Origin of the sequence: Ochrobactrum teleogrylli (assembly GCF_037482325.1) — a bacterium.
Lineage (GTDB): Bacteria > Pseudomonadota > Alphaproteobacteria > Rhizobiales > Rhizobiaceae > Brucella > Brucella teleogrylli.
On the sequence record NZ_JBBHKQ010000002.1, the window covers coordinates 595172 to 615520 of the forward strand.

A 20349-nucleotide genomic window follows, 5' to 3' on the forward strand; every position below is an offset into this window, starting at 1 on the left:
TATCTAAACGCCAATCTCTCGTTCGCGAGAACCCCCTTGGCGATTGTCATAAAGGGAACGGATTTCACCGATATGCGAAAGAGCAGAGCCTTGGCTGTATCTCAACCGAATGGAGGGGTTCTCATGCTTGTACTCGGAAAGGAGCTCCGGCAAGAAACCCGAAGCCAGTGACGAAAACAGGCCGATGCTGACTTCTCCGGTTTCCACATCGCCTTCCGCATAGACCTGATCGAAGGCTTCCTGCATTTCGTTGAAGACGCGGCGAATGCGCCGCAGAAAATCCTGACCGGCTTTTGTCAGCTTTACCCCTTTGTTGGAACGAAAGAAAAGCGCAACGCCGACTTCTTCTTCCAGATCACGCAGCCGGTGGCTGAGTGTCCCGTGCAAAACGCCCAATGCATCTGCTGCTCTTCTCATACCACCGTGATCGGCAACTGCCATGAAATATCGTAACTGCCGCAACTCGATTTCCATGATGCAATTTCCTCCTGCTTCGTCCGATCAATACATCTCAATACTGGTCGACATAACTGAAAGTACGTTTCGATTAACACACCACATCAATGCTATTCTTATTTATGTCTAATACATTTTGGAATTTATAATTAAATTATATTATATTGTGTAATCTTGGACGAAATATTTATTATCAATTATGCCACCCGTAAAGAATCCAAGAAGTTGCACCAAAAAATGTTACCGGAAGAGACAGCGTCCAGCATATCGTCGCGTACACAGCAATCACCAGTCGCGGGTTCATCGGATGATCAAACCTCCATCCAGACTGGTCAGACATGCTGGCCGCCGTTAACATTGATTTCCGCACCGTTGATATAAGACGCTTCACCAGAACACAGGAAAAGGATTACGCGGGCGATCTCCCTTGGATCACCGAGCCTATGCATGGGGATTTGGTCGGCGACTATTTTTTCCGTGCCTGGTGAGAGTATCGACGTATCGATTTCTCCAGGAGCGATCGCATTGACTCGAATTCCGTAACGGGCAAATTCGGAAGCTTGCTCGCGTGTCAACGCAGCTAAAGCTGCTTTCGAACAGGCATATGCAACACCTGCAAATGGGTGAACCCGAGAGCCCGCGATCGATGTCACGTTGACAATTGCCCCGTTGGTCGCCTTGAGTTCCGGCAAAAGAAGCCGGGATAATGCTGCCGCTGAAAATAAGTTGACGTTAAAGACAGCCAGCCAGTCCTCATATGAAGTATCGGAGACGCCCATGCGAACGCCGCCTTCAAGCTTCGGGGAAATTGCCGCATTGTTGACAATTGCAAAAAGACCGCTTCCTCCAAGACGTTCACTTACTTCTGCTGCCAATGTTTTATAGCTGTCAGCCCGCGACAAGTCCGCCTGGATATGGTTGTCACGACCTCCTGGCCATGGGCAATCCCCGGCGAAAGCAGCTCTCGACACAGTTAGAACCCGCCATCCGCTTTGATAAAAAAGCTTTACGGTTGCATGGCCAATACCTCGGCTTGCACCCGTCAATAGGATGGTGCGTTGCGATGCATGAGGTTCATTTCGACCAGAAAACATAGAAGACTCCAATAGCTAGAACGGCTTGATGACGACAAGACCTACCACGACGATCACGATGCAGATGATGCCGACAGCAGCAAACCGGATGGCGGCAATACCGCGTGGCTGCTGCTCAAGAGTGAGACGTCTCAGACCGCCCGATAGCATGCCGTGAATCCCGGAAAGTACAATGACGAGGGCAATTTTGACTATTAGCCAGGGCTGTGACAGCCATTGACCCGTGACCGCCAGCGCGAGCCCGAATGCCCAGACCATCAGCATCGCAGGCGTTGTCACCCTTCGATCCCAGCGACGAATCCGCGCAAAGAATGCACCTCGGCGCGCCTCGGACACGTCTACAGGCATAACGTTGACAGCGGTTGTTGTGATGGCAACGGTCAACATGCCCCCAATCCAGATGATAGCCGCAGCAACATGGATTGCTTTTAACCAAAGGTAGTCCATCGGGTTTCCTTATATTGAAGACTGTAGGGTAGCTTGGCGTCGTGCAAGCGCGCGATCGTTTAGGAAGCCACCAAAAGTAATGAAGGCTGAGACGACCATCCGGACGACCTCGAACCGGTCGTAGTCACCACCCGCCACCGTTTGGATAAAGGTCCACGCATAGTAGACGAAGGCTATACCGTGGATGGGCCCCATGACCGAGACAGCCATAGGAAACCCATTGAGATGCTTTAACGGTACTGCGATGCAAAGAAGCAATATGAGTGTTATGGCTTCGATCACAGATGCCAATCGCATCCGCCGCAACTGCGAGAACTCTTCGTCAATATTCACCGGGCTCATCAGCGATAATCCTGTCTAACTCTTCAATGGCACAGCTGCGACAGCCGGCCGGAAGGCGGGCTTATTGTCTTTGCCCCTTACCGCCTCAGGTGACGATCCGAATAAGTTCGCCATCGCAAATCCATTAGCTTCGAAGAACAAATCGTTTCCAAGGTGCGCGCAAAATTTGTGTCTCGCTGTTCATACAGCAGCGACAGACGCGGGAAAATGACGCACTTCCCTCTTTTTTCGCCATGCGCAGATGTACCATCAGCGAACTCATGATAGGGATGAAACAAGCCGCAGATGTGAATGTTGACGACTCCCTGCGCGGAGAGGTTCTCGATGAATATGATTGCCGCAATTAGCACTGGGCCTGCATTGATTACTCGGGACGTAGCTTTCGTCGTGTATCCCCAATTCCAGATCCAGGATTTAAGCGGCCCTCTTTCAACATTTGAAATCGCCAGCAGGCAGAATGAATGTTTGCCGTACAATCTTCACATTGTCTCGAGAGAGGGAGGGCTTATTAGAAGTTCGTCAGGCTTGGCCGTTCAGACCGAGGCCATCCGTTCGGAGCCATACGATACGATCATTTTCACCGGAGGAGACGTACTTATAAATCCCGCTGAGATAGGATTTGAAATCGACGGTACATTTCATAAGAGTCTGCATTCTGCACGCCGGGTTGCAAGCGTCTGCACTGGCACATTTTTACTCGCAGCCGCCGGCCTCCTAAATGGACGTCGGGCTACAACGCACTGGAAATACGCCGGTCAGCTTCAACGAATGTACCCGAAAATTAAGGTGGATGGAGATCGCATATTCACGAAAGACGGCGATCTCTGGACATCGGCTGGTATTACAGCTGGCATCGACCTTGCTCTGGCAATGATCGAGGAGGATTTAGGCACTGAGATGTCGAAAAGCGTGGCTCAGATGCTCGTTGTGTATCATCGCCGCCCAGGCGGACAATCGCAATTCTCGGCTATGCTGGATATGGAACCGGCTTCTGATCGTATCAGAACCGTACTCACCTACATTCGTGAACATTTGACAGAGTCTCTACCCACCGAGCGTCTTGCAGATGTAGCACATCTTAGCCCGCGGCAGTTCGGACGTTCATTTCTCGCAGAGACTGGAGAAACACCAGCTAAAGCCGTGGAACGTTTAAGAGCGGAGGTAGCCCGCGTCCGTGTCGAGCGGGGCGTAGAGCCGATAGAGGTCATTGCCCGTCAGGTTGGTTTTACCGATCCTGAAAGAATGCGACGTGCATTTCTTCGCATCTTCGGTCATCCCCCTCAGAGCCTGCGTCGTATGTCGACAGAGCCAACCCCAATTGCAACGCATCAGAGCGGAAAGGGCACTTTTGAAGGAAAAGCATCTTCATTCTGATGCCAACAACGAATTGTAGCACTCTGCACAACGCTTTCGTGCCATTTGTGGGATACTCTTGAAGCTCTTTCCAAATAACGTCCTACCCGTTTGGGATCGGAGGCTTCACCTGCTTTTCGATGACAAGTAGCGTATCTTGGATATGCGTGACTTGCCGTAGAATAGGTTCGGGAACCGGTCTGCGGCGATCCATAACTTCTTCTATATAGTTTGCAGTGGCGGATGCGGTGATATTGTCAGGCCATTCCGGCGCAGCGACAAGAGGTGTCTTTTCAGCTTCTTGCAACTGCGTCTGGGCACCTGCAACGAATACATCGATCTGCTGAATCTTCCTTGCATCGGTAACGGATTCTCCTTCGACCCCCCTCAGCAGCATCGCATCTGCGCCGAGCAGTCGATAGGTCTCAGACATGATTTCCGCGTAGGCGGTGTGCGTGTAGCTTCCGATGACCAGCGCCCGCGCAGAAGTGGGATTGAGGATTTTGACCAGGCTGTGCGCGGAGTTCCTTAGACCGATGGTTTTGCGGACATCCAAAAGCTTTGCAAGCTTTGGCGCGAAAACATCGACAGGTAGAAAATTGATACCGTCAGACACATCGTCCACGTGACCACAATGGGGTAGTCCTAGCGCCGAAAATGTCTCCGCGACTGTCGTTCGTCCAGGGTCGTGATTCAATCCATGCACAATAACCCGTATGCCCTTTTCGGCGAGGAGCAATCCGAGTAGAGCCGTCAGGACAGGGAGCTTTCTCGCACCATTATAGCTTGGCAATATGACGGTAGCCCGCCCCGAAGGGGAAAGGGGTATGATTGACTGGCTCAGTCGTAGCGCATCATGAAAGCCGGCCATTTCCTCCGGCGTCTCACCTTTAATGCGCATGGCGAGGCAAAATGCACCTATTTCCAAGTCCGTTACGGTACCGTCCAGAACTTGAGCAAACAAGTCTACGGCCTGTTCGCGAGAGAGGGAACGAGCCCCCCGCGCGCCCCGACCAATAGTCTTGAGATAATGACTGATACTCATCATATCACTTCTATAAAAAAGCCCACCAGGAGATATCTGAAACGCACACGCAAACCTTTGCACATAAAGTTCAAGATACGCCCTGTGTTGAGCAATTTCTGATAGGCTTAAGCGTTCATGCCGCCATCGACATTCAGCCCTGTGCCTGTGATGTTCCGGGCAGCCGAACTGGCGATGAAAGCAACTGCAGCCGCAACATCCTTGTCCGTACCATATTTGCCAAGTGCAATTTGCGCGCGCATCGCGGCGGCGCCCGGCGCATCTGGCGGACTCATTTCCGTTTCGGTCGGCCCGGGATGCACGAGGTTGACCGTGATGCCTCGCGAGCCAAGTTCGCGTGACAAACCGCGCGTAAATGCCAGAAGCGCCGACTTTGACATCGAGTAAACAGCCACGGCTTCAAAAGCGACACGTTCCGCGAGGCATGATCCGATCGAGATAATCCTGCCGCCTTCGCCAAGGTATGGGATTGCAGCTTGCGAAGCCACTACCACTGCCCGGACATTCACCGCGAGAATCTTGTCGATGTGTTCCAGTGGCATATCCTCGAGCAGCCCCTGGAACAATACCCCCGCATTGTTCACCAGAATGTCCAGACCACCGAGTTTTGAAGCAGCTTCATCGACTGAGCGTTTAATCTCTGATGCGTCCGCACTATCGGCCTGAATCGCAAAGGCTCGCCGACCTTTTGCTTCGATCTTCTTGACCAGTTCTTCGGCAGCAGTCGTGGATTTGACGTAGGTGAATGCGATGTCTGCGCCTCTTTCAGCCAATTCCAATGCGATGGCCGCGCCAATGCCACGTGAAGCACCAGTGATGAGGGCGCGCTTACCTGCAAATTCATTCATAGGCTGTTCCTTAATGGAGATCATGGTTTTCGTATTCAATGGTCGTCACACGCCGCTGGTGAGCGATATGGTTGACTCACGAGGGAAAAACGAGGAGGTGGCAATTTGGTTGGCTTTGTCCGATCAATCACGAAAAGCCGCAATACTGCGCATTTCAATCTTCAACTCAGGCAGACCCAATGCTTCGACACCAAGTGCTGTCCACGCGGGAAAGGATGACGTGAGATATTTTTCCTTTACCGCGATAAACTGAGAAAAATATTCGGGGAGGTTCACGTGATAGCTGTATATTTCGACCAGATCGTCCTTCGTCAGGCCAGCCCAGCGAAGCACTTCAAACGTTTTCTGAAAAACAAAGTCCATCTGTTCTGTAATATCGTCAGACACGGACCCATCCGGCTCTAGTGCGACCTGGCCAGAAATAAACAGCAAGCCGCCTGCACTTACTGCGGGTGAGTATCCATATTTTTCGAACTCGGCCTGACTGGGAAAGAGAGGCGAGTTAGCTGGAACATTGATGATGCGTCTGGTCATTATGAAGACAGCCTCCGTTACAGAATGAAGTTGGACCTCACGATCCACCCTGCTTCTCCCTTAAAGGCTGAGCAAAGTAAAAGACGTATTTCCCTCATTGCTAGCCATACTGTGTGCTTGGCCGAAATATCATGCTGTGAGCCTTAGAGAGGGGTGCCGCAGAACCATCGGTTCGATCAGCGGCACCCATGATCTAAGGTTGAAAACAGCTATTCTTCAATCAGGCAGAAGCGAGCCTTGCCGATTGGGACCGGCGCTGCATATGTTCCTCCGCCACTTTCACGGCTGCGTCAGTTCGCCCCCATAAACCCTTCACCTGTGCTACAATTTCTGGGCGAGCACTTCGGGGATGACCTGAGTTCATGGTGGGCTGCGGGTCGTATTCGAGAACAAGCTGTGTGAACTCAGCCGCGTCTTGTCCTTTGAGTTCCGCGATGACCTGAAGTGCGAAATCGATACCGGCTGTGACACCCCCGCCAGTAATGCGATTTCTGTCAACGCAGACACGTTCATAGCTTGGCTCGATACCCAGTGCTATCAGGGGCTCATAGAACGGCCAATAGGTGGCCGCCCGGTAACCCTCAAGCAATCCCGCCATTGCGAGAAGCACAGAGCCCGTGCATGCTGCGGTTATATAGGTGGCAGTTTTTCCGGCGCGAGCAATGAAATCGAGGAACTCCTGATCCTTCATGATTTCAGGTGTCCCTCCCCCACCGGCAACGAACAGTACGTCGAGATTGTCGGGAACTTCGTCAATCGTGATCGTGGGATTCATGGTGACGCCCATATCTGTTGGGACGGGCTCCATGGTCTTCCAGATTATATGGGTTTTGGCATGGAGACCGAACGCCGTCTGGGGTCCGGCAAGGTCCTGCAGCGTAAAGCCGGGGAAAATGACCATGCCAATCTGTAACTGGCGGCCTTCAGTCTTATTCTTTCTTTGATCCGTCATCGTCGTTTCCTTCGTCTTGAACATTCCTATTGAATAGCGCGTTCAAACAATCTACGTGAGTGGCAGGAATGACAAAAAACGATTGATTACAGCCACGGCAAATAGCAGTTTACAATTTTCCGGCAGGAGCCGAATTCAATGCATAAAATTGCTGTTTTGGTGCTTGATGACGTGGTGCCACTGGATTTTGGCATCGCCTATCAGGTGTTTGCAATGGCGCGTCTGGCAGATGGAAGCAAAGCTTATGAAGTTAGGATTTGTGCGCCGAAGCGCACAATTCGTGCGGCTGGCTTTGACATGCAGGTACGACAAGGTTTGGCTGACCTTGCGCAGGCCGAAACGATCATAATTCCGGGAAGCGAATATCCGTTTCGAGACATTCCGGCAGCCGTAAGCGGTGCACTACGAAAAGCTTACGGGCGCGGTGCAAGAGTGGCGTCAATATGCACCGGAGCCTTTATATTGGCAGCGAGCGGTCTGCTTGACGGGAGACGCGCTGCTACCCATTGGCGTTTTGCAGAGGACCTTGCGAGACTTCATCCCTGCATAACAGTCGAACCGAATGTGCTTTTTGTAGACGAAGGCCGTATCGTAACTTCGGCCGGTGCGTCGGCAGGACTGGATATGTGCCTTCATCTTGTGCGACGAGATTACGGCCAGTCAGTCGCCGCCGATGCCGCACGTCTCACTGTCGCGCCATTGCACCGGGACGGTGGTCAGGCACAATTCATCCGCCACGAACCGCCGGGATCTCTGGCCAGCTTGACGCCCTTGATCGAATGGATGCGAGACAATCTGGACAGTGCCCATACCGTTGATAGCCTCGCGGCGCGCGCAAATATGAGTTCGCGCACCTTTGCCCGGCGATTTCAAGAGCAGACTGGTACGACCCCTTTGCAGTGGCTTCTCATGGCCCGCATCGATCGCGCACGCGAATTGCTTGAGGAAAGTGATACGTCCATAGATCAAACAGCATTCCTGTCCGGTTTTGGTTCAGCGGTGACCTTCCGGGCGCGCTTCCGGCGTGTCGTTGGTCTGACACCCACGGAGTACCGCCGCCGTTTTAGTCAGGGAAACTCCGGGGCGTGATCGCGAATCACATGCGAAATTACTGCGGTGTCCTGAATTGAGGGAACATCGTCCTTTAAGCCTTTTGCCTACCCTTCTATCCAAACGATATCAATTTGGACAGGAGATGCAAAAGTGCAAACTGTTGCTTCAATTCACCCGTGGTATTCACGATTTGTGTTTTTATTCGCTTGTCGGCGATCGTTTTCACTCGACAGCACTTTTTGTGTTGGTAGTGCGGGCTTCTTCCGGGGAGCCGGGCGATGACATTCTTTGGCTTACAGGCAGAAATGCTTGCGCGAATTCAGTTTGGGTTCACCGTTTCCTTTCACTTCATTTTTCCAGCATTCTCCATTGGCACCGCGAGTTTCCTCGCAGTTCTCAACGGTCTCTGGCTGTGGAAGAGAGATCCGGCCTATTTGAAACTGTTCGAATACTGGAAAACGATCTTTGCGGTGACCTTCGCCATGGGCGTCGTATCCGGAATCGTCATGAGCTATCAGTTCGGAACGAACTGGTCTGTCCTTTCCCACAGAGCCGGGTCAATCATCGGACCACTGATGGGATACGAGGTTCTCACGGCGTTTTTCCTTGAAGCGGGCTTTCTCGGCATCGCCCTGTTCGGGCGCGAGCGCGTCGGAGATGGCGCGCATATGTTCGCAGTCGCCATGGTCGCATTAGGGACTCTGATCTCGGCGACGTGGATCACCTCGGCCAATAGCTGGATGCATACGCCCGCCGGCTTCAGCATAGATGCGAACGGTATATTTATACCTGAAAACTGGTGGCAAATCGTATTCAATCCCTCTTTTCCCTATCGAATGTCACACACAGTGGTGGCGGCCTTTCTGACAACAGCTTTTGCTGTCGGTGCCGTGGGAGCATGGCATTTGCTGAAAGGAAATCAAAACCGTCAGGTTCGCATCATGTTTTCAATGGCGATGTGGATGGCCACACTAGGAACTCCGCTTCAGATTTTGCTCGGGGACATGCACGGTCTCAATACGCTGGAACAGCAGCCAGCCAAGATTGCGGCAATGGAGGGGCATTTTGAAACACACAAGAATGGCGCTCCCTTGATACTGTTTGGAATACCAGATGACGAGGCGGAGCGAACAAAATTCGCGCTTGAAATCCCAAAACTCGGTTCGCTGATACTGAAACACGACCTCATCTCAGAAATAAAGGGCCTGAAAGAGTGGCCACGGGATCAACGCCCGCCAGCGCTGATGCCGTTCATTACCTTCCGTATAATGGTCGGGTCGGGATTCCTGATGTTAGGGGTTGGTCTGTGGTCCATCTGGGCCCGTTGGAAAGGACATCTATACAATTCGCGGTCGTTGCATCGCTTTGCCGTGGTCATGGGACCATCGGGCTTTATCGCGGTACTTGCCGGCTGGTACACGACCGAAGTTGGTCGACAGCCATGGACCGTGTACGGACAATTGAGAACAGCGGACAGTCTTTCTCCCATATCAGCCTCAGCCGTTGGCACATCCCTTGTCATCTTTATCGTCGTCTACTTTATCGTTTTTGGTGCAGGCGTTGTCTATCTGCTGAAGCTCATGCGACGTCCCCCGCTTGAACTGGATGATCACGAACTTGGTTCCGCACCGATAAGGACCGCGGGAATGATTACAGCACATGCGCTCAGTAATAACCTCGGAGAACATCATGGAAATTGATCTTTCACTCGTATGGGCCGGGATCATTGCCTTTGCTGTTCTTGCCTATGTCATTCTCGACGGGTTCGATCTGGGCGTTGGAATCATATTTCCCGCTTTCCCGGAACGACAACACCGTGATCTCATGACAAACACCATCGCACCGGTATGGGACGGCAACGAAACCTGGCTGGTACTTGGAGGTGGCGGCCTTATGGCTGTTTTTCCCCCGGTATATTCCATCGTTCTCCCGGCGCTTTACTTGCCAATCATAATTATGTTGATCAGTTTGATCTTCCGGGGCGTTGCTTTTGAATTTCGTTGGCGAACGAGGCCAGGCTCGCACTTTTGGGACATCGCATTTTGGATGGGCTCATCGCTTGCCGCGATCATGCAGGGAATTACGCTCGGCACCCTCATTCAGGGTATAAGCGTCGAAAACCATGCTTATGCGGGCGGCCCGTGGGATTGGCTGACACCATTTTCGCTTTTATGCGGAGTTGCGCTTCTAGTAGGTTATGCTTTGCTTGGAGCCACCTGGCTTAATCTGAAGACAATGGGATATGTGCAAATACGCTGCCAATTTCTGGCCAAGCCCCTGACGGTCCTGCTGCTTGCATTGATCTATAGCGCGACAATCAGGATGAGACGCTTGCGACAATCTGGATGAGATTCTTAGGTCGCGGTCGGGATCAAATTATCATGCTGATTGCCGTTGACAAGTTCTTCTTCGTTTTCTGATTGCCGCTGCGCGACAGACAGCGTTGAGGTCCTGATTGTCGCAAACGAGGCCGGTCGGCCCCGCTGGCGTTTTTCCTCAAGCGCGGTTCTGCGGCGATAACTTTCGACATTCATCTCGAAGATCGTGGCATGGTGCACAAGCCGGTCGACTGCTGCGAGTGTCATGGCAGGATCTGGAAAGACCCGGTTCCACTCTCCGAACGGCTGGTTGGCAGTGATCAAGATCGACCGGTGCTCGTATCGTGCCGAGATCAGCTCGAATAGCACGCTTGTTTCCGCCTGGTCCTTGGTGACGTAGGCGAGGTCATCGAGGATGAGCAAGTCGTACTTGTTGAGTTTATCGATGGCAGACTCAAGCTGCAGTTCCCTGCGGGCGACCTGAAGCTTCTGCACAAGATCGGTAGTCCGGGTGAACAGGACCCGCCATCCGTTCTCGATCAGCGCAAGGCCGATAGCGGCAGCAAGATGGCTCTTTCCTCCGCCGGGCGGACCGAACATGAGGATGTTAGCTCCCTTGGCGAGCCAACTGTCGCCAGCGGTAATTGCCATGACCTGCGCCTTCGAGATCATGGGTACCGCGTCAAAGGCGAAGCTGTCCAAGGTCTTTCCGGGCGGCAGGTGCGCTTCGGCGAGATGTCGTTCAATCCTGCGATTGGCACGCTCTGCCAGCTCGTGCTCGGCAATAGCCGACAGGAAGCGAGCGGCTGGCCATCCTTCCCGGTCCGCCTGCTCGGCAAATTGCGGCCACAGCGTTTTGATGGTCGGTAGCCGAAGTTCGTTGAGCATGATGGCGAGCCGTGCTTCGTCGATAACGTGAGCGTTCTTCATGCGGCTTCTCCTGTCCCGATCAGGGCCTCATAACCGTTGAGCGATGCGAGCTGCACATGAACGGTCGGCAGCTTGGCTGGATCCGGACCGAAGAGCGTTCGCATGGCGGCCAGATCCGGTAAATCGCCCGCATCCAGGGTTCTGGCCAATTCTTTGGCAAGTTCGCGCTCGCAACCGCGGTCATGCGCCAATGCCAGAAGCTCAACGGTGATCTTGCAAGCCTGCTTGTCGGGAAGATGCTCGATGAGGGCTTCGAAGGCCTTGCGATATTCCGGACGCGGGAAGAGTTTGTCGCGATAAACGAGGCCGCGGAGCGCCATCGGCTTCTTGCGCAGGGAATGGATGACGTGGTGGTAGTTGACGACCTGATCGTGTCGCCCGTCGGGGTGGCCGCGTCCGCGGCGCAACGTCATCAGATGCGTACCGCCGACGAAGACATCCAGCCGATCGTCGAACAGGCGAACTCGTAGCCTGTGGCCGATCAGGCGGGATGGCACGGTGTAGAAGACCTTGCGCAAGGTGAAGCCGCCCGTCCGGGACACAGTGACAACAATCTCCTCGAAGTCCGTGGTCCTGCGCTCGGGCAGCGCCTGCAGATGGGATCGCTCAGCATCGATACGCTTGCCATGGGCAGCATTGCGACGGCTGACGATCTCGTCGACAAAGGCGCGGTAAGAACCGAGATCGTCGAACTCCTTGGTCCCCCGCATCAGCAGGGCATCATGAACGGCGTTCTTGAGATGGCCATGGGAGCTTTCTATCGAGCCGTTCTCATGCGCGACGCCTTTGTTGTTGCGCGTCGGCGTCATTCTATAATGGGAGCAAAGCTGGTCGTATCGGTGCGTGAGATCGACCTTGGCATCGGCGTCGAGGTTGCGGAATGCCGCCGAAAGGCTGTCGCTTCGATGATAAAGCGGCGTACCACCCACGGACCATAGAGCATTTTGAAGCCCTTCGGCCAGCGCGACAAAGCTTTCTCCGCCGAGAATGACATGGGCATGTTCGAAGCCCGACCAGACAAGCCGGAAGTGATAGAACAGGTGATCAAGCGGCTGGCCGGCGATGGTCACACCAAGACCGCTGGCATCGGTAAAGTCCGAAAGGCCCAACCGGCCTGGCTCGTGCGTCTGGCGGAAGATAACCTCCTGCGCTTCGCCATGGACAGCACGCCACGACCGAATGCGTCGTTCAAGCGTGCGGCGGATACCTTCAGACAGTTCTGGATGTCGGCGCAGCATCTCGTTGTAGACAGCGACGGCACGGATGCCGGGTGCGGCCTTCAAGAGCGGGACGACTTCAGTCTCGAATATTGGCTCCAAGGGATCAGGGCGGCGGCGTCCACGCGGCGCTTTGCTCTGAGATGGTAGTTGCACCTCCTTGTCGAGGCGGTATGCCGTAGCTCGGCTGATCGACGCTTTTGCTGCGGCGACCTCTACACAATGCGTTTGTCGGTACTTCATGAAGAGTCTCATCTGATGATCGGTTACATGGCAACCCGGCACAAACTGGTTCTCCAATCCAGAAAACCGCAAATGTACCGGACCGACCGCGATCTTGAGACGCCAAATTCTGCGCCACGCCGGGGTATAACTACGATCGGGCTACGCCCTCACTCCGTCACACCCCGGCGCGAGTCTCATCCTGATTGACGCTGAATCTCACCTAGATTGCCGTTATGCAATTGATCGGCATTGTGTCTATCTGGACCCCGTTTATTAACGAAATTTACTTTCAACGATGGTTCCGCTGGCCTACCGCTTTTTTCTCATCCTTTGTGCCGCTGTTATTGGCAATATGTGCCTATCTTTTGTTAAACGGGCTTAGAAAAAATAAACAGCTTCGGCCGTTTCTGGCAGCTCTAGGCCTATTCGTTCTGAGCTATGCGGGTCTGGGGATCAGCTTTTATCCATACATCATCCCGGATTCATTAACGATTCGAGAAGCCTCAGCCCCTTTCACCTCCTTGCGGTTCCTATTGGTTGGGTCCGCAATTCTGATCCCGATTATCCTCGCATATACCGGATATGCATACTGGGTTTTTCGTGGAAAGGTTCGCGCCGAAGACGGATATCATTGAATAAAAAGTCAAATCACCAGCGGCTGAGGTTCGCAGTCGCTGGTAAGAAATAAGACTGACGACTGCCTAAGAGCCTGTTCCAAAAAGGGTTTGAACCGCGCCGGCTTTGCCGGAGACCCCAACTCGTGAGAAGTAGGGTCTATGACAAGCAAGACGACGAACAAATTTTCTCCTGAAGTCCGCGCCCGCGCCGTTCGAATGGTGGCCGATCATGAAGCCGAACATCCTTCCCGGTGGGCGGCTGTATCTTCCATAGCGGCCAAGATCGGCTGCTCGGCGCATACGCTCAATGAATGGGTGAAGAAGGCCGAGGTCGACAGCGGCAAGCGTGCAGGTTTGCCGAGTGACGTGGCGGAGAAGATGAAGGCTTTGTAGCGGGAGAACCGGGAGCTTCGTCAGGCGAATGAGATTTTACGCAAAGCCTCGGCGTATTTTGCCCAGGCGGAGCTCGACCGCCCACTGAAGCGATGATTTCCTTCATCGATGCACACCGCTCGGTGCTCGGGGTCGAGCCGATTTGCAGGCTGCTGCCGATTGCCCCGTCCACCTATTATGAGGTCGTTGCCAAACGCACGGACGTGGACCGCCTGTCAGCCCGCGAACGGAATGATATTGCCATGAAAGTCGAGATACGCCGGGTGTTCAACGAGAACTTCCAGGTCTATGGCGTGCGCAAAGTCTGGCGGCAGTTGCAGCGAGAGGGTTACGATATTGCCCGCTGCACCGTCGCTCGGCTTATGAGAATGATGGGGCTTCAAGGCGTCATTCGCGGCAAGCCAGTCAAAACCACCGTGTCGGACAAGTCCGCTCCATGCCCGCTAGACCGGGTGAACCGACAGTTCTTCGCTCCCGCGCCGAACATGCTGTGGTTATCCGATTTCACCTATGTCGCGACCTGGCAGGGCTTCGTTTACGTGGCGTTCGTCATTGATGCCTTCGCCCGCCGTATCGTCGGTTGGCGGGCATGCCGAACGGCCCATGCGGGCTTTGTGCTCGATGCCCTCGACCAGGCGCTTCATGATCGGCGGCCCGTCAAACGTGGCGGGCTGGTTCATCATTCCGACCGCGGCTCGCAAGGCAGATTCAATCGGTCGTCGCAACAGGACTGTTTTACTGCATTGCCAGAAATTGGTCGAGAACTTCAGCGGGTGTTTTCCAGCCGAGCGTTTTGCGCGGTCTGGTGTTGAGCGAGTGGGCTACGGCATCCAGTTCCCGGACCGTGTGACGGCTCAAATCTGTTCCTTTGGGGAAATACTGCCGCAGCAAGCCGTTCGTGTTTTCATTCGATCCACGTTGCCATGGGCTTTGCGGATCGCAAAAATAAATCTTCAACCCCGCATCAACGCGCAGTTTAGCGTGTTGTGCCATTTCTGCCCCCTGATCCCAAGTCAGTGATTTACGTAGTTGCTCCGGAAGTTTTGCCATGGAACGAACAATGGCTTTGTAAACAGCTTCCGCACCATGCCCTGCGAGCGCGGGCCCGTTCCTAACTCTTGGCTCCTGCTGATAACCTTCCATACGTGGCAGGTGGAGTAGCATTGTGAAGCGTGAACTCCGCTCAACAAGTGTGCCGATGGCCGAACTACCAAGCCCCAGAATGAGATCACCCTCCCAATGCCCTGGAATTGCCCGGTCATTGATGTCGGCAGGCCGATCGCTGATCATGACAGCATCACCGATAAAGGACTTGTTCCGGGATCGCGATCGTTCGCGTGGAACACGCAACGCTCGTCCGGTTCGCAGGCAAGCAGTCAATTCGCGGCGCAACGCACCGCGTCCCTGAATATACGGGGCCTGATAAATCGCCTCATGACTAATCCGCATCGTATCATCCTCTGGATAGTCAATCACAAGGCGGCGCGCTATTTGCTCGGGGCTCCAGGCCATAGACCACCTGCGGCTCTGGCGGTGAACCGCTCGCCGCTTCTTCCATACCACCACAGGGCCATCAAAAGCGACGCCGTCTCCATTGGCGACCTTACCAGCCAAACGCTCCTCAACATACTGGCGGAGAAGTAGGTTGCTTGCCAATTTACCTACTCGCGGGCGCCGTGCCGCGCGGTCAGCATGCCACTGCGCTGTGCTTGGTCGATAATCCATACGACCGCTCCGAGTGGCGGCATTACGGCGGACTTCTCGTGAGATTGTGCTCGGTGAGCGACCAAGCTTATACGCGATAGCGCGAATGCCAACTCCTTTGGCAAGCTCTATCGCAATATCCTCACGTTCCGAAAATGAGAGATAACGACCTGTTCGGGGCTTTGCCCATGGCGCCATATGTGTTGGTGGCATTCCGCCTGCCTCCCGAAACCAGCGTGGACCGAGCGGGGCGGATGCTCCGGCATCCAACGCAGCCTCCTCACTTGTGCGCCCCAAGGCAATAGCTTGCCAGAAACGGCCCCGTTCTTCACGCTGCCATGCAGATGGACGCCCAGGGGAGCGCACCTTCTCTCGTGTGCATCGGTTTGTTGCTCGTTTGCGAACCATCATAACAACCTCCAATCGGTGGGTGTTGCGACGACCGATTGAATCTGCCCAATATGTGTCCATTCGCTATTCCGAACGGCTGGCGGAGGCAGGCATCGAGCCGTCTGTCGGAAGCGTTGGTGATAGTTACGACAATGCTCTCGCCGAAACGATCAACGGTCTTTACAAGGCCGAGGTCATCCATCGGCGAGGACCATGGCGCAACTTCGAAGCCGTGGAGTTCGCCACGCTCGAATGGGTCGATTGGTTCAACAACCGCCGCCTTCTGGAGCCCATCGGCAACATACCGCCAGCCGAGGCCGAAGAACGATACTACGCCATGCTGGACGCACCAGCTATGGCCGCATAACTTAAGCCAAACGGTCTCCGGCAAAGCCGGCGCGGTTCAGTTGAGCGATTTCAGCAGGTTATGATTCAATCGGATTTCTGACATACGATGGAGATCACGATGGCCTGGACTGAAACCGCTCGCCGACAGTATGAACGCCGGAATTCACATTGCGCAAGTGATTTAACAGATGCTGAATGGTCCATCATCGAACCATTGGTGCCAGCCCCCAGACGGCTTGGACGTCATCGAAAGACAGACCTGCGTGAGGTAGTTAACGCACTTCTTTATATAGCTTCGTCGGGTGGTGCGTGGCGGCTTTTGCCGACGGACTTTCCACCGTTTTCCACGGTGCAGAAATACTTCTATCGGTGGAGGGATGAAGGCACGTTGCGGGCCCTCAACAACACGCTTGTTATGGCTGCGCGCGAGCTGACCGGAAAGCAGTCCAGCCCGACCGCTGGCGTGATCGATAGATCCCATGGGGTGGATGACGGCCAGCGTTTTTTGCAGAATGAATGGTCGTTCCAGCAACCACTTTGTTCAGAGGTTCCGATGTTCAAGACCGAAAAATCCGCCACCGCCATCCAGACCAATCTTGCCGCAATTTTTGTCTCGATGGAACTCTCCCGCTCAACCTGGCTGATTACAACCTTGTTGCCGGGTAACGGTGAGAAGATGTCGAAATATTCCATTGCGGCCGGCAACATGGCCGAGTTGTTCGCTCTGTTCTCGAAGCTGCAGGAAAGGAGCCGGGCCAGGACCGGGCAGGCCTGGCCGATCATCACCATCCAGGAGGCGGGCCTTGATGGCTTCTGGATACACCGTGCTCTCGTGAAAGAAGATATTGAGAGCCATATCGTTGATGCGGCATCGATCGCAACCCCGCGCAAACGGCGGCATGTGAAGACCGATCGCGTCGACGGCGAGACGCTGCTGCGGGTACTGATGGCGTATAAGAGAGGAGAGCCCCGTGTATGCTCAATGGTGCGGGATATCTCTCGCGAGGATGAAGACCGACGGCGGATCGGCCGGGAGCGGAATGCGCTGATGGTGGAGCGCGTCGCGCATGTCAACCGCATCAAGGGCCTGTTATTCTCGCAGGGCATCACCGATTACGAGCCCCTTCATAAAAATCGGCGCCAGCGGCTGGAAGAATTGCGAACGGGAGACGGACAGATATTGCCGTCGCACATGAAGGCACAGATCCTCCGGGAACTGGATCGGCTGGAACTGGTCATTAGTCAGATCGGGACCATAGAGGATGAACGCGATGCGCTTATTGCAGCGCAAACCACGGATAGCATCAAGCCATCGCCTGTCATGATGCTGCTTGGGATCAAAGGAATTGGCGCGGAGTTTGCGAACATTCTCTGGTCGGAGGGACTGTTCCGACAATTTGATAACCGTCGTCAGGTGGCTGCTTATGCTGGTCTTGTGCCAACGCCCTGGCAAAGTGGTTCGGTTAATCGAGAGCAAGGGCTGTCGAAGGCGGGCAATCCGGGGCTGCGGGCGACATTGATCCAGCTATCCTGGCTATGGTTGCGGCACCAACCGGATTCGACACTGGCGAAATGGTTCAGGGCACGTGTTGAGCGCAATGGAGGGCGTATGAAGAAAACGACCATTGTCGCGCTGGCACGCAAGCTGTTGGTGGCGCTTTGGAAATACGTGAACTCCGGAGTTGTGATCGAAGGCGCCATCGTGAAAGTCGCATAGCATCAACACGACTTCAATCTTTCTGTAATCTACCGGGGCCTCATGAACCCCGGCGGATCCGGGTGACGAACCGACGACTGGCTTGGCTAAATGCCGCTCGATAGAATGGTCCCGTCCTCCCGGGCTCAGCCCCCGCAAGCGGGATATTGGTGCAGCCGCGATTATCGGCGACCGAATGTGAGTTTGATCAGGCTTTGCGAAATGAGCCATGTCACGTAGCATCGAGCCCGAGCCTGGAACTGAAACTTCTGAGGAAGATCGAGATGCAATAACCAACTTGACACTGCCTATCCCCATGTGAGCCAGTCGGTGAAAACCACCGAAAGTGGCGGAATACGAGGCTTTGATGCGGGGAAGAAGATCAACGGTCGCAAGCGCCACATCGTTGTTGACACACTCGGTTTGATGGTTGGCATGGTGATCCATTCCGCGGGCATTCAGGACAGAGACGGTGCGCCGGATGTCTTGAAAACCATTCTCAAACGTTGGCCGTGGTTGCGACATATCTTTGCTGACGGTGGCTACGCAGGACCAAAGCTCAAAGGCAGGCTGGAAAAGGTTGGTAAGTTTACACTGGAAATCGTCAAGCGGTCCGATCACGTTGAAGGTTTCGAATTACTCCCACGCCGATGGGTTGTCGAGCGCACATTTGCATGGCTGGGACGGTGTCGCAGACTGGCCAAAGACTTCGAGAAAACCATCTCTTCCTCCGAAGCGTGGATCTACATCGCAAGTATCCGATCCCTCACGAGAAGGATCGCAAGAGCCTGATATCGTTACGTTCAATATGATTCAGGCTCTAAGTTTGAGGGATTTTTGATTTTTACCAAGGCAAGATAGTTACAAGCTTAATTGAAAAAACCTTACGATCTGTTGACACAGGTGTGAATAGCCCCGAGATTTGTCGACGCCCTCTTTCTTAAGCTTGGGACAGGAAGAGTATCATGAGCAAATCGAAGTTCACAGAAGAATTTAAGCGTGACGCTGCGCGCCAGATCACGGAGCGAGCTATCTTCTGGCGGCGCGGATTCCACTCGCCCATGTTATCCTTGATGATCGCGTAGCCGCCGGTCAAGCCGCACTTGTCACGCAGCTGGTCGAACAACCGCTTGGCGGTATGGCGCGGTTTGCGCGGCATCTTTAGATCGTCGTCGAGCCAATGCTCGATCGCCGACACAAAAGTATCCAGCTTCGGACGCCGGATCGGTGTGCGCCACTGATAGCCCGGCGGTGTCGAATAGGCCGCGATCTTGGCCATCCTGTCACGCGATATGTTGAAATGCTTCTCGGCCTGTCGCCGGCACATACCTTCCGAGACTACCAGGCAAACACTCAGATAAAGTTCCAAGGTGTAGATTCCTACCCCTTCCTGCTGTCGCAGCAAAAGGATTAATTAGGTGGCTGAGTTTTACTCCGGCGCAGGGTTATCCCGCCTCTTCCGTGGCCGACTTTTGAACTGTCGCTCTCAGAATATTGGAGCTAAATCCTGATATCGCCGTTAGCTCTTCTTTTCGCTAATTCCTTCGTGGCGCCGTTCAACAATGAGTTTTTCTCTTATTCTCTTTGCCGTTTCGATACGTGCTGCGGTGAGGTCAGCAACTGCATTACGTTGCCTCTCAACGATATGCGCAGGAGCCCGGTCGGGAGTTCCACTATCGAAAGGTGGTTCCGGTTGATACTGCATATAAAGCTGAATCTGTTTGGCTAAATCTTCGTCGCGTACCATAGCGGCGAGTCGCAGTGCCCCATCTATACCTGAAGTAACACCCGCCGCGAAAATCCACTTGCCATCAATAACAACGCGTTCGTTGACTGGATTTGCTCCATATAGCGGAAGGACTTCCATTGATGCCCAGTGCGTGGTCGCTCGTCTCCCCGTCAGAAGCCCGGCTGCGCCCAGCACAAGCGCACCGGTGCAAACGGAAAACACGTATGTCGCTGCCTCTGCCTGCGTGCGAATAAAACCAAGGACCTCCTCGTCCTCCATCACATCCTGCTGCCCTGGGCCTCCTGGAATATGCAAAATATCGAGCTTTGGCATTTCGCTCAGAGTAATCGTGGGCATTAATGGCAGTCCATGGAAATCCTTCACAACTTGCTTCTTTTTTGCACCTATGTGGAATGTGGCGTTCGGAATAGCGGAAAGGACTTCATATGGGCCTGTCAGATCAATTTGATCAAAACGATCAAAAATCAACGATCCTATTTGCAAGTGTTTACCGGGTGCGAACATCACATGGTTTCTCCTCAAGCAATTCGCCGCCTCCACAGAATACTTCCGCAGACTTGCGATTCGCCAATTGGCGCAAAAATCGGAATCTATCTTTGTAAAGTACGACGCGTAAAATTAGAAAGTTAGAGCGGCT

17 protein-coding genes, 6 pseudogenes and 1 other annotated feature are annotated in these 20349 nt (G+C 53.9%); of the genes and pseudogenes, 10 read left to right on the top strand and 13 right to left on the bottom strand.

Features of this window, described 5'->3' with window-relative positions; translation table 11 throughout:
- Nucleotides 1-3: 3 nt before the first annotated feature.
- The 4 genes from WIX40_RS20335 to WIX40_RS20350 form a co-directional block, all read right to left on the bottom strand.
- Nucleotides 4-474, bottom strand: a complete 471-nt coding sequence (locus WIX40_RS20335) for a LysR family transcriptional regulator (RefSeq protein WP_339441761.1) — start codon at nucleotides 472-474, stop codon at nucleotides 4-6.
- A 314-nt stretch (nucleotides 475-788) separates the two neighbouring features.
- Nucleotides 789-1550, bottom strand: coding sequence for an SDR family NAD(P)-dependent oxidoreductase (locus WIX40_RS20340; protein ID WP_339441763.1), 762 nt, complete (start codon nucleotides 1548-1550; stop codon nucleotides 789-791).
- Between the two features lie 15 nt (nucleotides 1551-1565).
- Nucleotides 1566-1997, bottom strand: coding sequence for a CopD family protein (locus tag WIX40_RS20345; RefSeq protein ID WP_339441765.1), 432 nt, complete (start codon nucleotides 1995-1997; stop codon nucleotides 1566-1568).
- A 9-nt stretch (nucleotides 1998-2006) separates the two neighbouring features.
- The gene (locus WIX40_RS20350; protein WP_339441766.1) at nucleotides 2007-2339 is read right to left on the bottom strand and encodes a DUF3817 domain-containing protein; all 333 of its coding nucleotides are present in this window, start codon (nucleotides 2337-2339) and stop codon (nucleotides 2007-2009) included.
- Nucleotides 2340-2663: 324 nt separating this feature from the next.
- Between WIX40_RS20350 and WIX40_RS20355 the strand changes: the two genes are divergently transcribed.
- On the top strand, nucleotides 2664-3713 hold the full coding sequence (locus WIX40_RS20355) for a GlxA family transcriptional regulator (RefSeq protein ID WP_339441768.1): 1050 nt from the start codon (nucleotides 2664-2666) through the stop codon (nucleotides 3711-3713).
- Nucleotides 3714-3795: 82 nt separating this feature from the next.
- Here the strand turns inward: WIX40_RS20355 and ybiB are convergent, their stop codons facing one another.
- The 4 genes from ybiB to WIX40_RS20375 all read right to left on the bottom strand — a co-directional run bounded on the left by ybiB (nucleotide 3796) and on the right by WIX40_RS20375 (nucleotide 7071).
- A complete protein-coding gene (gene ybiB / locus WIX40_RS20360; RefSeq protein ID WP_339441770.1) occupies nucleotides 3796-4740 on the bottom strand; it encodes a DNA-binding protein YbiB in 945 nt (314 codons plus the stop codon).
- A 104-nt stretch (nucleotides 4741-4844) separates the two neighbouring features.
- Nucleotides 4845-5585, bottom strand: a complete 741-nt coding sequence (locus tag WIX40_RS20365; protein ID WP_339441771.1) for an SDR family oxidoreductase — start codon at nucleotides 5583-5585, stop codon at nucleotides 4845-4847.
- A gap of 123 nt (nucleotides 5586-5708) precedes the next feature.
- Nucleotides 5709-6119 carry a Rid family hydrolase gene (locus WIX40_RS20370; RefSeq protein ID WP_339441773.1) on the bottom strand — a complete coding sequence of 137 codons (411 nt, stop codon included), beginning with the start codon at nucleotides 6117-6119 and terminating at the stop codon, nucleotides 5709-5711.
- A gap of 220 nt (nucleotides 6120-6339) precedes the next feature.
- Nucleotides 6340-7071 carry a DJ-1/PfpI family protein gene (locus WIX40_RS20375; protein WP_339441775.1) on the bottom strand — a complete coding sequence of 244 codons (732 nt, stop codon included), beginning with the start codon at nucleotides 7069-7071 and terminating at the stop codon, nucleotides 6340-6342.
- Nucleotides 7072-7209: 138 nt separating this feature from the next.
- Here WIX40_RS20375 and WIX40_RS20380 point away from each other — a divergent pair, with 138 nt between their 5' ends.
- The 3 genes and pseudogenes from WIX40_RS20380 to cydB form a co-directional block, all read left to right on the top strand.
- Nucleotides 7210-8160, top strand: a complete 951-nt coding sequence (locus tag WIX40_RS20380; RefSeq protein ID WP_339441776.1) for a GlxA family transcriptional regulator — start codon at nucleotides 7210-7212, stop codon at nucleotides 8158-8160.
- A gap of 242 nt (nucleotides 8161-8402) precedes the next feature.
- The gene (locus tag WIX40_RS20385; RefSeq protein ID WP_339441777.1) at nucleotides 8403-9824 is read left to right on the top strand and encodes a cytochrome ubiquinol oxidase subunit I; all 1422 of its coding nucleotides are present in this window, start codon (nucleotides 8403-8405) and stop codon (nucleotides 9822-9824) included.
- Nucleotides 9814-10428: pseudogene (gene cydB, locus WIX40_RS20390) on the top strand (cytochrome d ubiquinol oxidase subunit II); the annotation flags it as partial. The gene WIX40_RS20385 and the pseudogene cydB, both read left to right, overlap by 11 nt.
- A 50-nt stretch (nucleotides 10429-10478) precedes the next feature.
- On the opposite strand, the gene istB reads toward cydB, so the two are convergent.
- Both istB and istA read right to left on the bottom strand, forming a co-directional pair.
- A complete protein-coding gene (gene istB / locus WIX40_RS20395; RefSeq protein ID WP_105529095.1) occupies nucleotides 10479-11372 on the bottom strand; it encodes an IS21-like element ISRel5 family helper ATPase IstB in 894 nt (297 codons plus the stop codon).
- Complete coding sequence (gene istA, locus WIX40_RS20400; RefSeq protein ID WP_442946391.1) at nucleotides 11369-12874, bottom strand: IS21 family transposase; 1506 nt, start codon at nucleotides 12872-12874, stop codon at nucleotides 11369-11371. Before istA ends, istB begins: the two co-directional genes overlap by 4 nt.
- 167 nt (nucleotides 12875-13041) lie before the next feature.
- Between istA and WIX40_RS20405 the strand changes: the two are divergent.
- Nucleotides 13042-13449 (top strand): annotated as a pseudogene (locus WIX40_RS20405) (cytochrome d ubiquinol oxidase subunit II); the annotation flags it as partial.
- Between the two features lie 141 nt (nucleotides 13450-13590).
- A pseudogene (locus WIX40_RS20410) lies at nucleotides 13591-14525 on the top strand (IS3 family transposase); the annotation flags it as partial.
- Nucleotides 13875-13991, top strand: a sequence feature (AL1L pseudoknot). It overlaps the preceding pseudogene by 117 nt.
- 34 nt (nucleotides 14526-14559) lie before the next feature.
- Here WIX40_RS20410 and WIX40_RS20415 read toward each other — a convergent pair.
- On the bottom strand, nucleotides 14560-15936 hold the full coding sequence (locus WIX40_RS20415) for an IS30 family transposase (RefSeq protein ID WP_339442375.1): 1377 nt from the start codon (nucleotides 15934-15936) through the stop codon (nucleotides 14560-14562).
- Between the two features lie 46 nt (nucleotides 15937-15982).
- Here WIX40_RS20415 and WIX40_RS20420 point away from each other — a divergent pair.
- The 4 genes and pseudogenes from WIX40_RS20420 to WIX40_RS20435 form a co-directional block, all read left to right on the top strand.
- A pseudogene (locus WIX40_RS20420) lies at nucleotides 15983-16285 on the top strand (integrase core domain-containing protein); the annotation flags it as partial.
- Between the two features lie 99 nt (nucleotides 16286-16384).
- Nucleotides 16385-16738 (top strand): annotated as a pseudogene (locus WIX40_RS20425) (transposase); the annotation flags it as partial.
- An 81-nt stretch (nucleotides 16739-16819) separates the two neighbouring features.
- Nucleotides 16820-17983 carry an IS110 family RNA-guided transposase gene (locus WIX40_RS20430; protein WP_235817987.1) on the top strand — a complete coding sequence of 388 codons (1164 nt, stop codon included), beginning with the start codon at nucleotides 16820-16822 and terminating at the stop codon, nucleotides 17981-17983.
- A gap of 288 nt (nucleotides 17984-18271) precedes the next feature.
- Nucleotides 18272-18754 (top strand): annotated as a pseudogene (locus tag WIX40_RS20435) (IS5 family transposase); the annotation flags it as partial.
- A 148-nt stretch (nucleotides 18755-18902) separates the two neighbouring features.
- Here the strand turns inward: WIX40_RS20435 and WIX40_RS20440 are convergent.
- Nucleotides 18903-19331, bottom strand: a complete 429-nt coding sequence (locus WIX40_RS20440) for a hypothetical protein (RefSeq protein ID WP_339441784.1) — start codon at nucleotides 19329-19331, stop codon at nucleotides 18903-18905.
- A 150-nt stretch (nucleotides 19332-19481) separates the two neighbouring features.
- Nucleotides 19482-20216, bottom strand: a complete 735-nt coding sequence (locus tag WIX40_RS20445; RefSeq protein WP_339442377.1) for a DJ-1/PfpI family protein — start codon at nucleotides 20214-20216, stop codon at nucleotides 19482-19484.
- Nucleotides 20217-20349: the final 133 nt, after the last annotated feature.

Excerpts from the sequence above, each read along its gene's own strand:
- WIX40_RS20335 (WP_339441761.1), bottom strand. The coding sequence starts at position 474 with ATGGAAATCGAGTTGCGGCAGTTACGATATTTCATGGCAGTTGCCGAT.
- WIX40_RS20340 (WP_339441763.1), bottom strand. The coding sequence starts at position 1,550 with ATGTTTTCTGGTCGAAATGAACCTCATGCATCGCAACGCACCATCCTA.
- WIX40_RS20345 (WP_339441765.1), bottom strand. The coding sequence starts at position 1,997 with ATGGACTACCTTTGGTTAAAAGCAATCCATGTTGCTGCGGCTATCATC.
- WIX40_RS20350 (WP_339441766.1), bottom strand. The coding sequence starts at position 2,339 with ATGAGCCCGGTGAATATTGACGAAGAGTTCTCGCAGTTGCGGCGGATG.
- WIX40_RS20355 (WP_339441768.1), top strand. The coding sequence starts at position 2,664 with ATGAATATGATTGCCGCAATTAGCACTGGGCCTGCATTGATTACTCGG.
- ybiB (WP_339441770.1), bottom strand. The coding sequence starts at position 4,740 with ATGATGAGTATCAGTCATTATCTCAAGACTATTGGTCGGGGCGCGCGG.
- WIX40_RS20365 (WP_339441771.1), bottom strand. The coding sequence starts at position 5,585 with ATGAATGAATTTGCAGGTAAGCGCGCCCTCATCACTGGTGCTTCACGT.
- WIX40_RS20370 (WP_339441773.1), bottom strand. The coding sequence starts at position 6,119 with ATGACCAGACGCATCATCAATGTTCCAGCTAACTCGCCTCTCTTTCCC.
- WIX40_RS20375 (WP_339441775.1), bottom strand. The coding sequence starts at position 7,071 with ATGACGGATCAAAGAAAGAATAAGACTGAAGGCCGCCAGTTACAGATT.
- WIX40_RS20380 (WP_339441776.1), top strand. The coding sequence starts at position 7,210 with ATGCATAAAATTGCTGTTTTGGTGCTTGATGACGTGGTGCCACTGGAT.
- WIX40_RS20385 (WP_339441777.1), top strand. The coding sequence starts at position 8,403 with ATGACATTCTTTGGCTTACAGGCAGAAATGCTTGCGCGAATTCAGTTT.
- istB (WP_105529095.1), bottom strand. The coding sequence starts at position 11,372 with ATGAAGAACGCTCACGTTATCGACGAAGCACGGCTCGCCATCATGCTC.
- WIX40_RS20415 (WP_339442375.1), bottom strand. The coding sequence starts at position 15,936 with ATGGTTCGCAAACGAGCAACAAACCGATGCACACGAGAGAAGGTGCGC.
- WIX40_RS20430 (WP_235817987.1), top strand. The coding sequence starts at position 16,820 with ATGTTCAAGACCGAAAAATCCGCCACCGCCATCCAGACCAATCTTGCC.
- WIX40_RS20445 (WP_339442377.1), bottom strand. The coding sequence starts at position 20,216 with ATGTTCGCACCCGGTAAACACTTGCAAATAGGATCGTTGATTTTTGAT.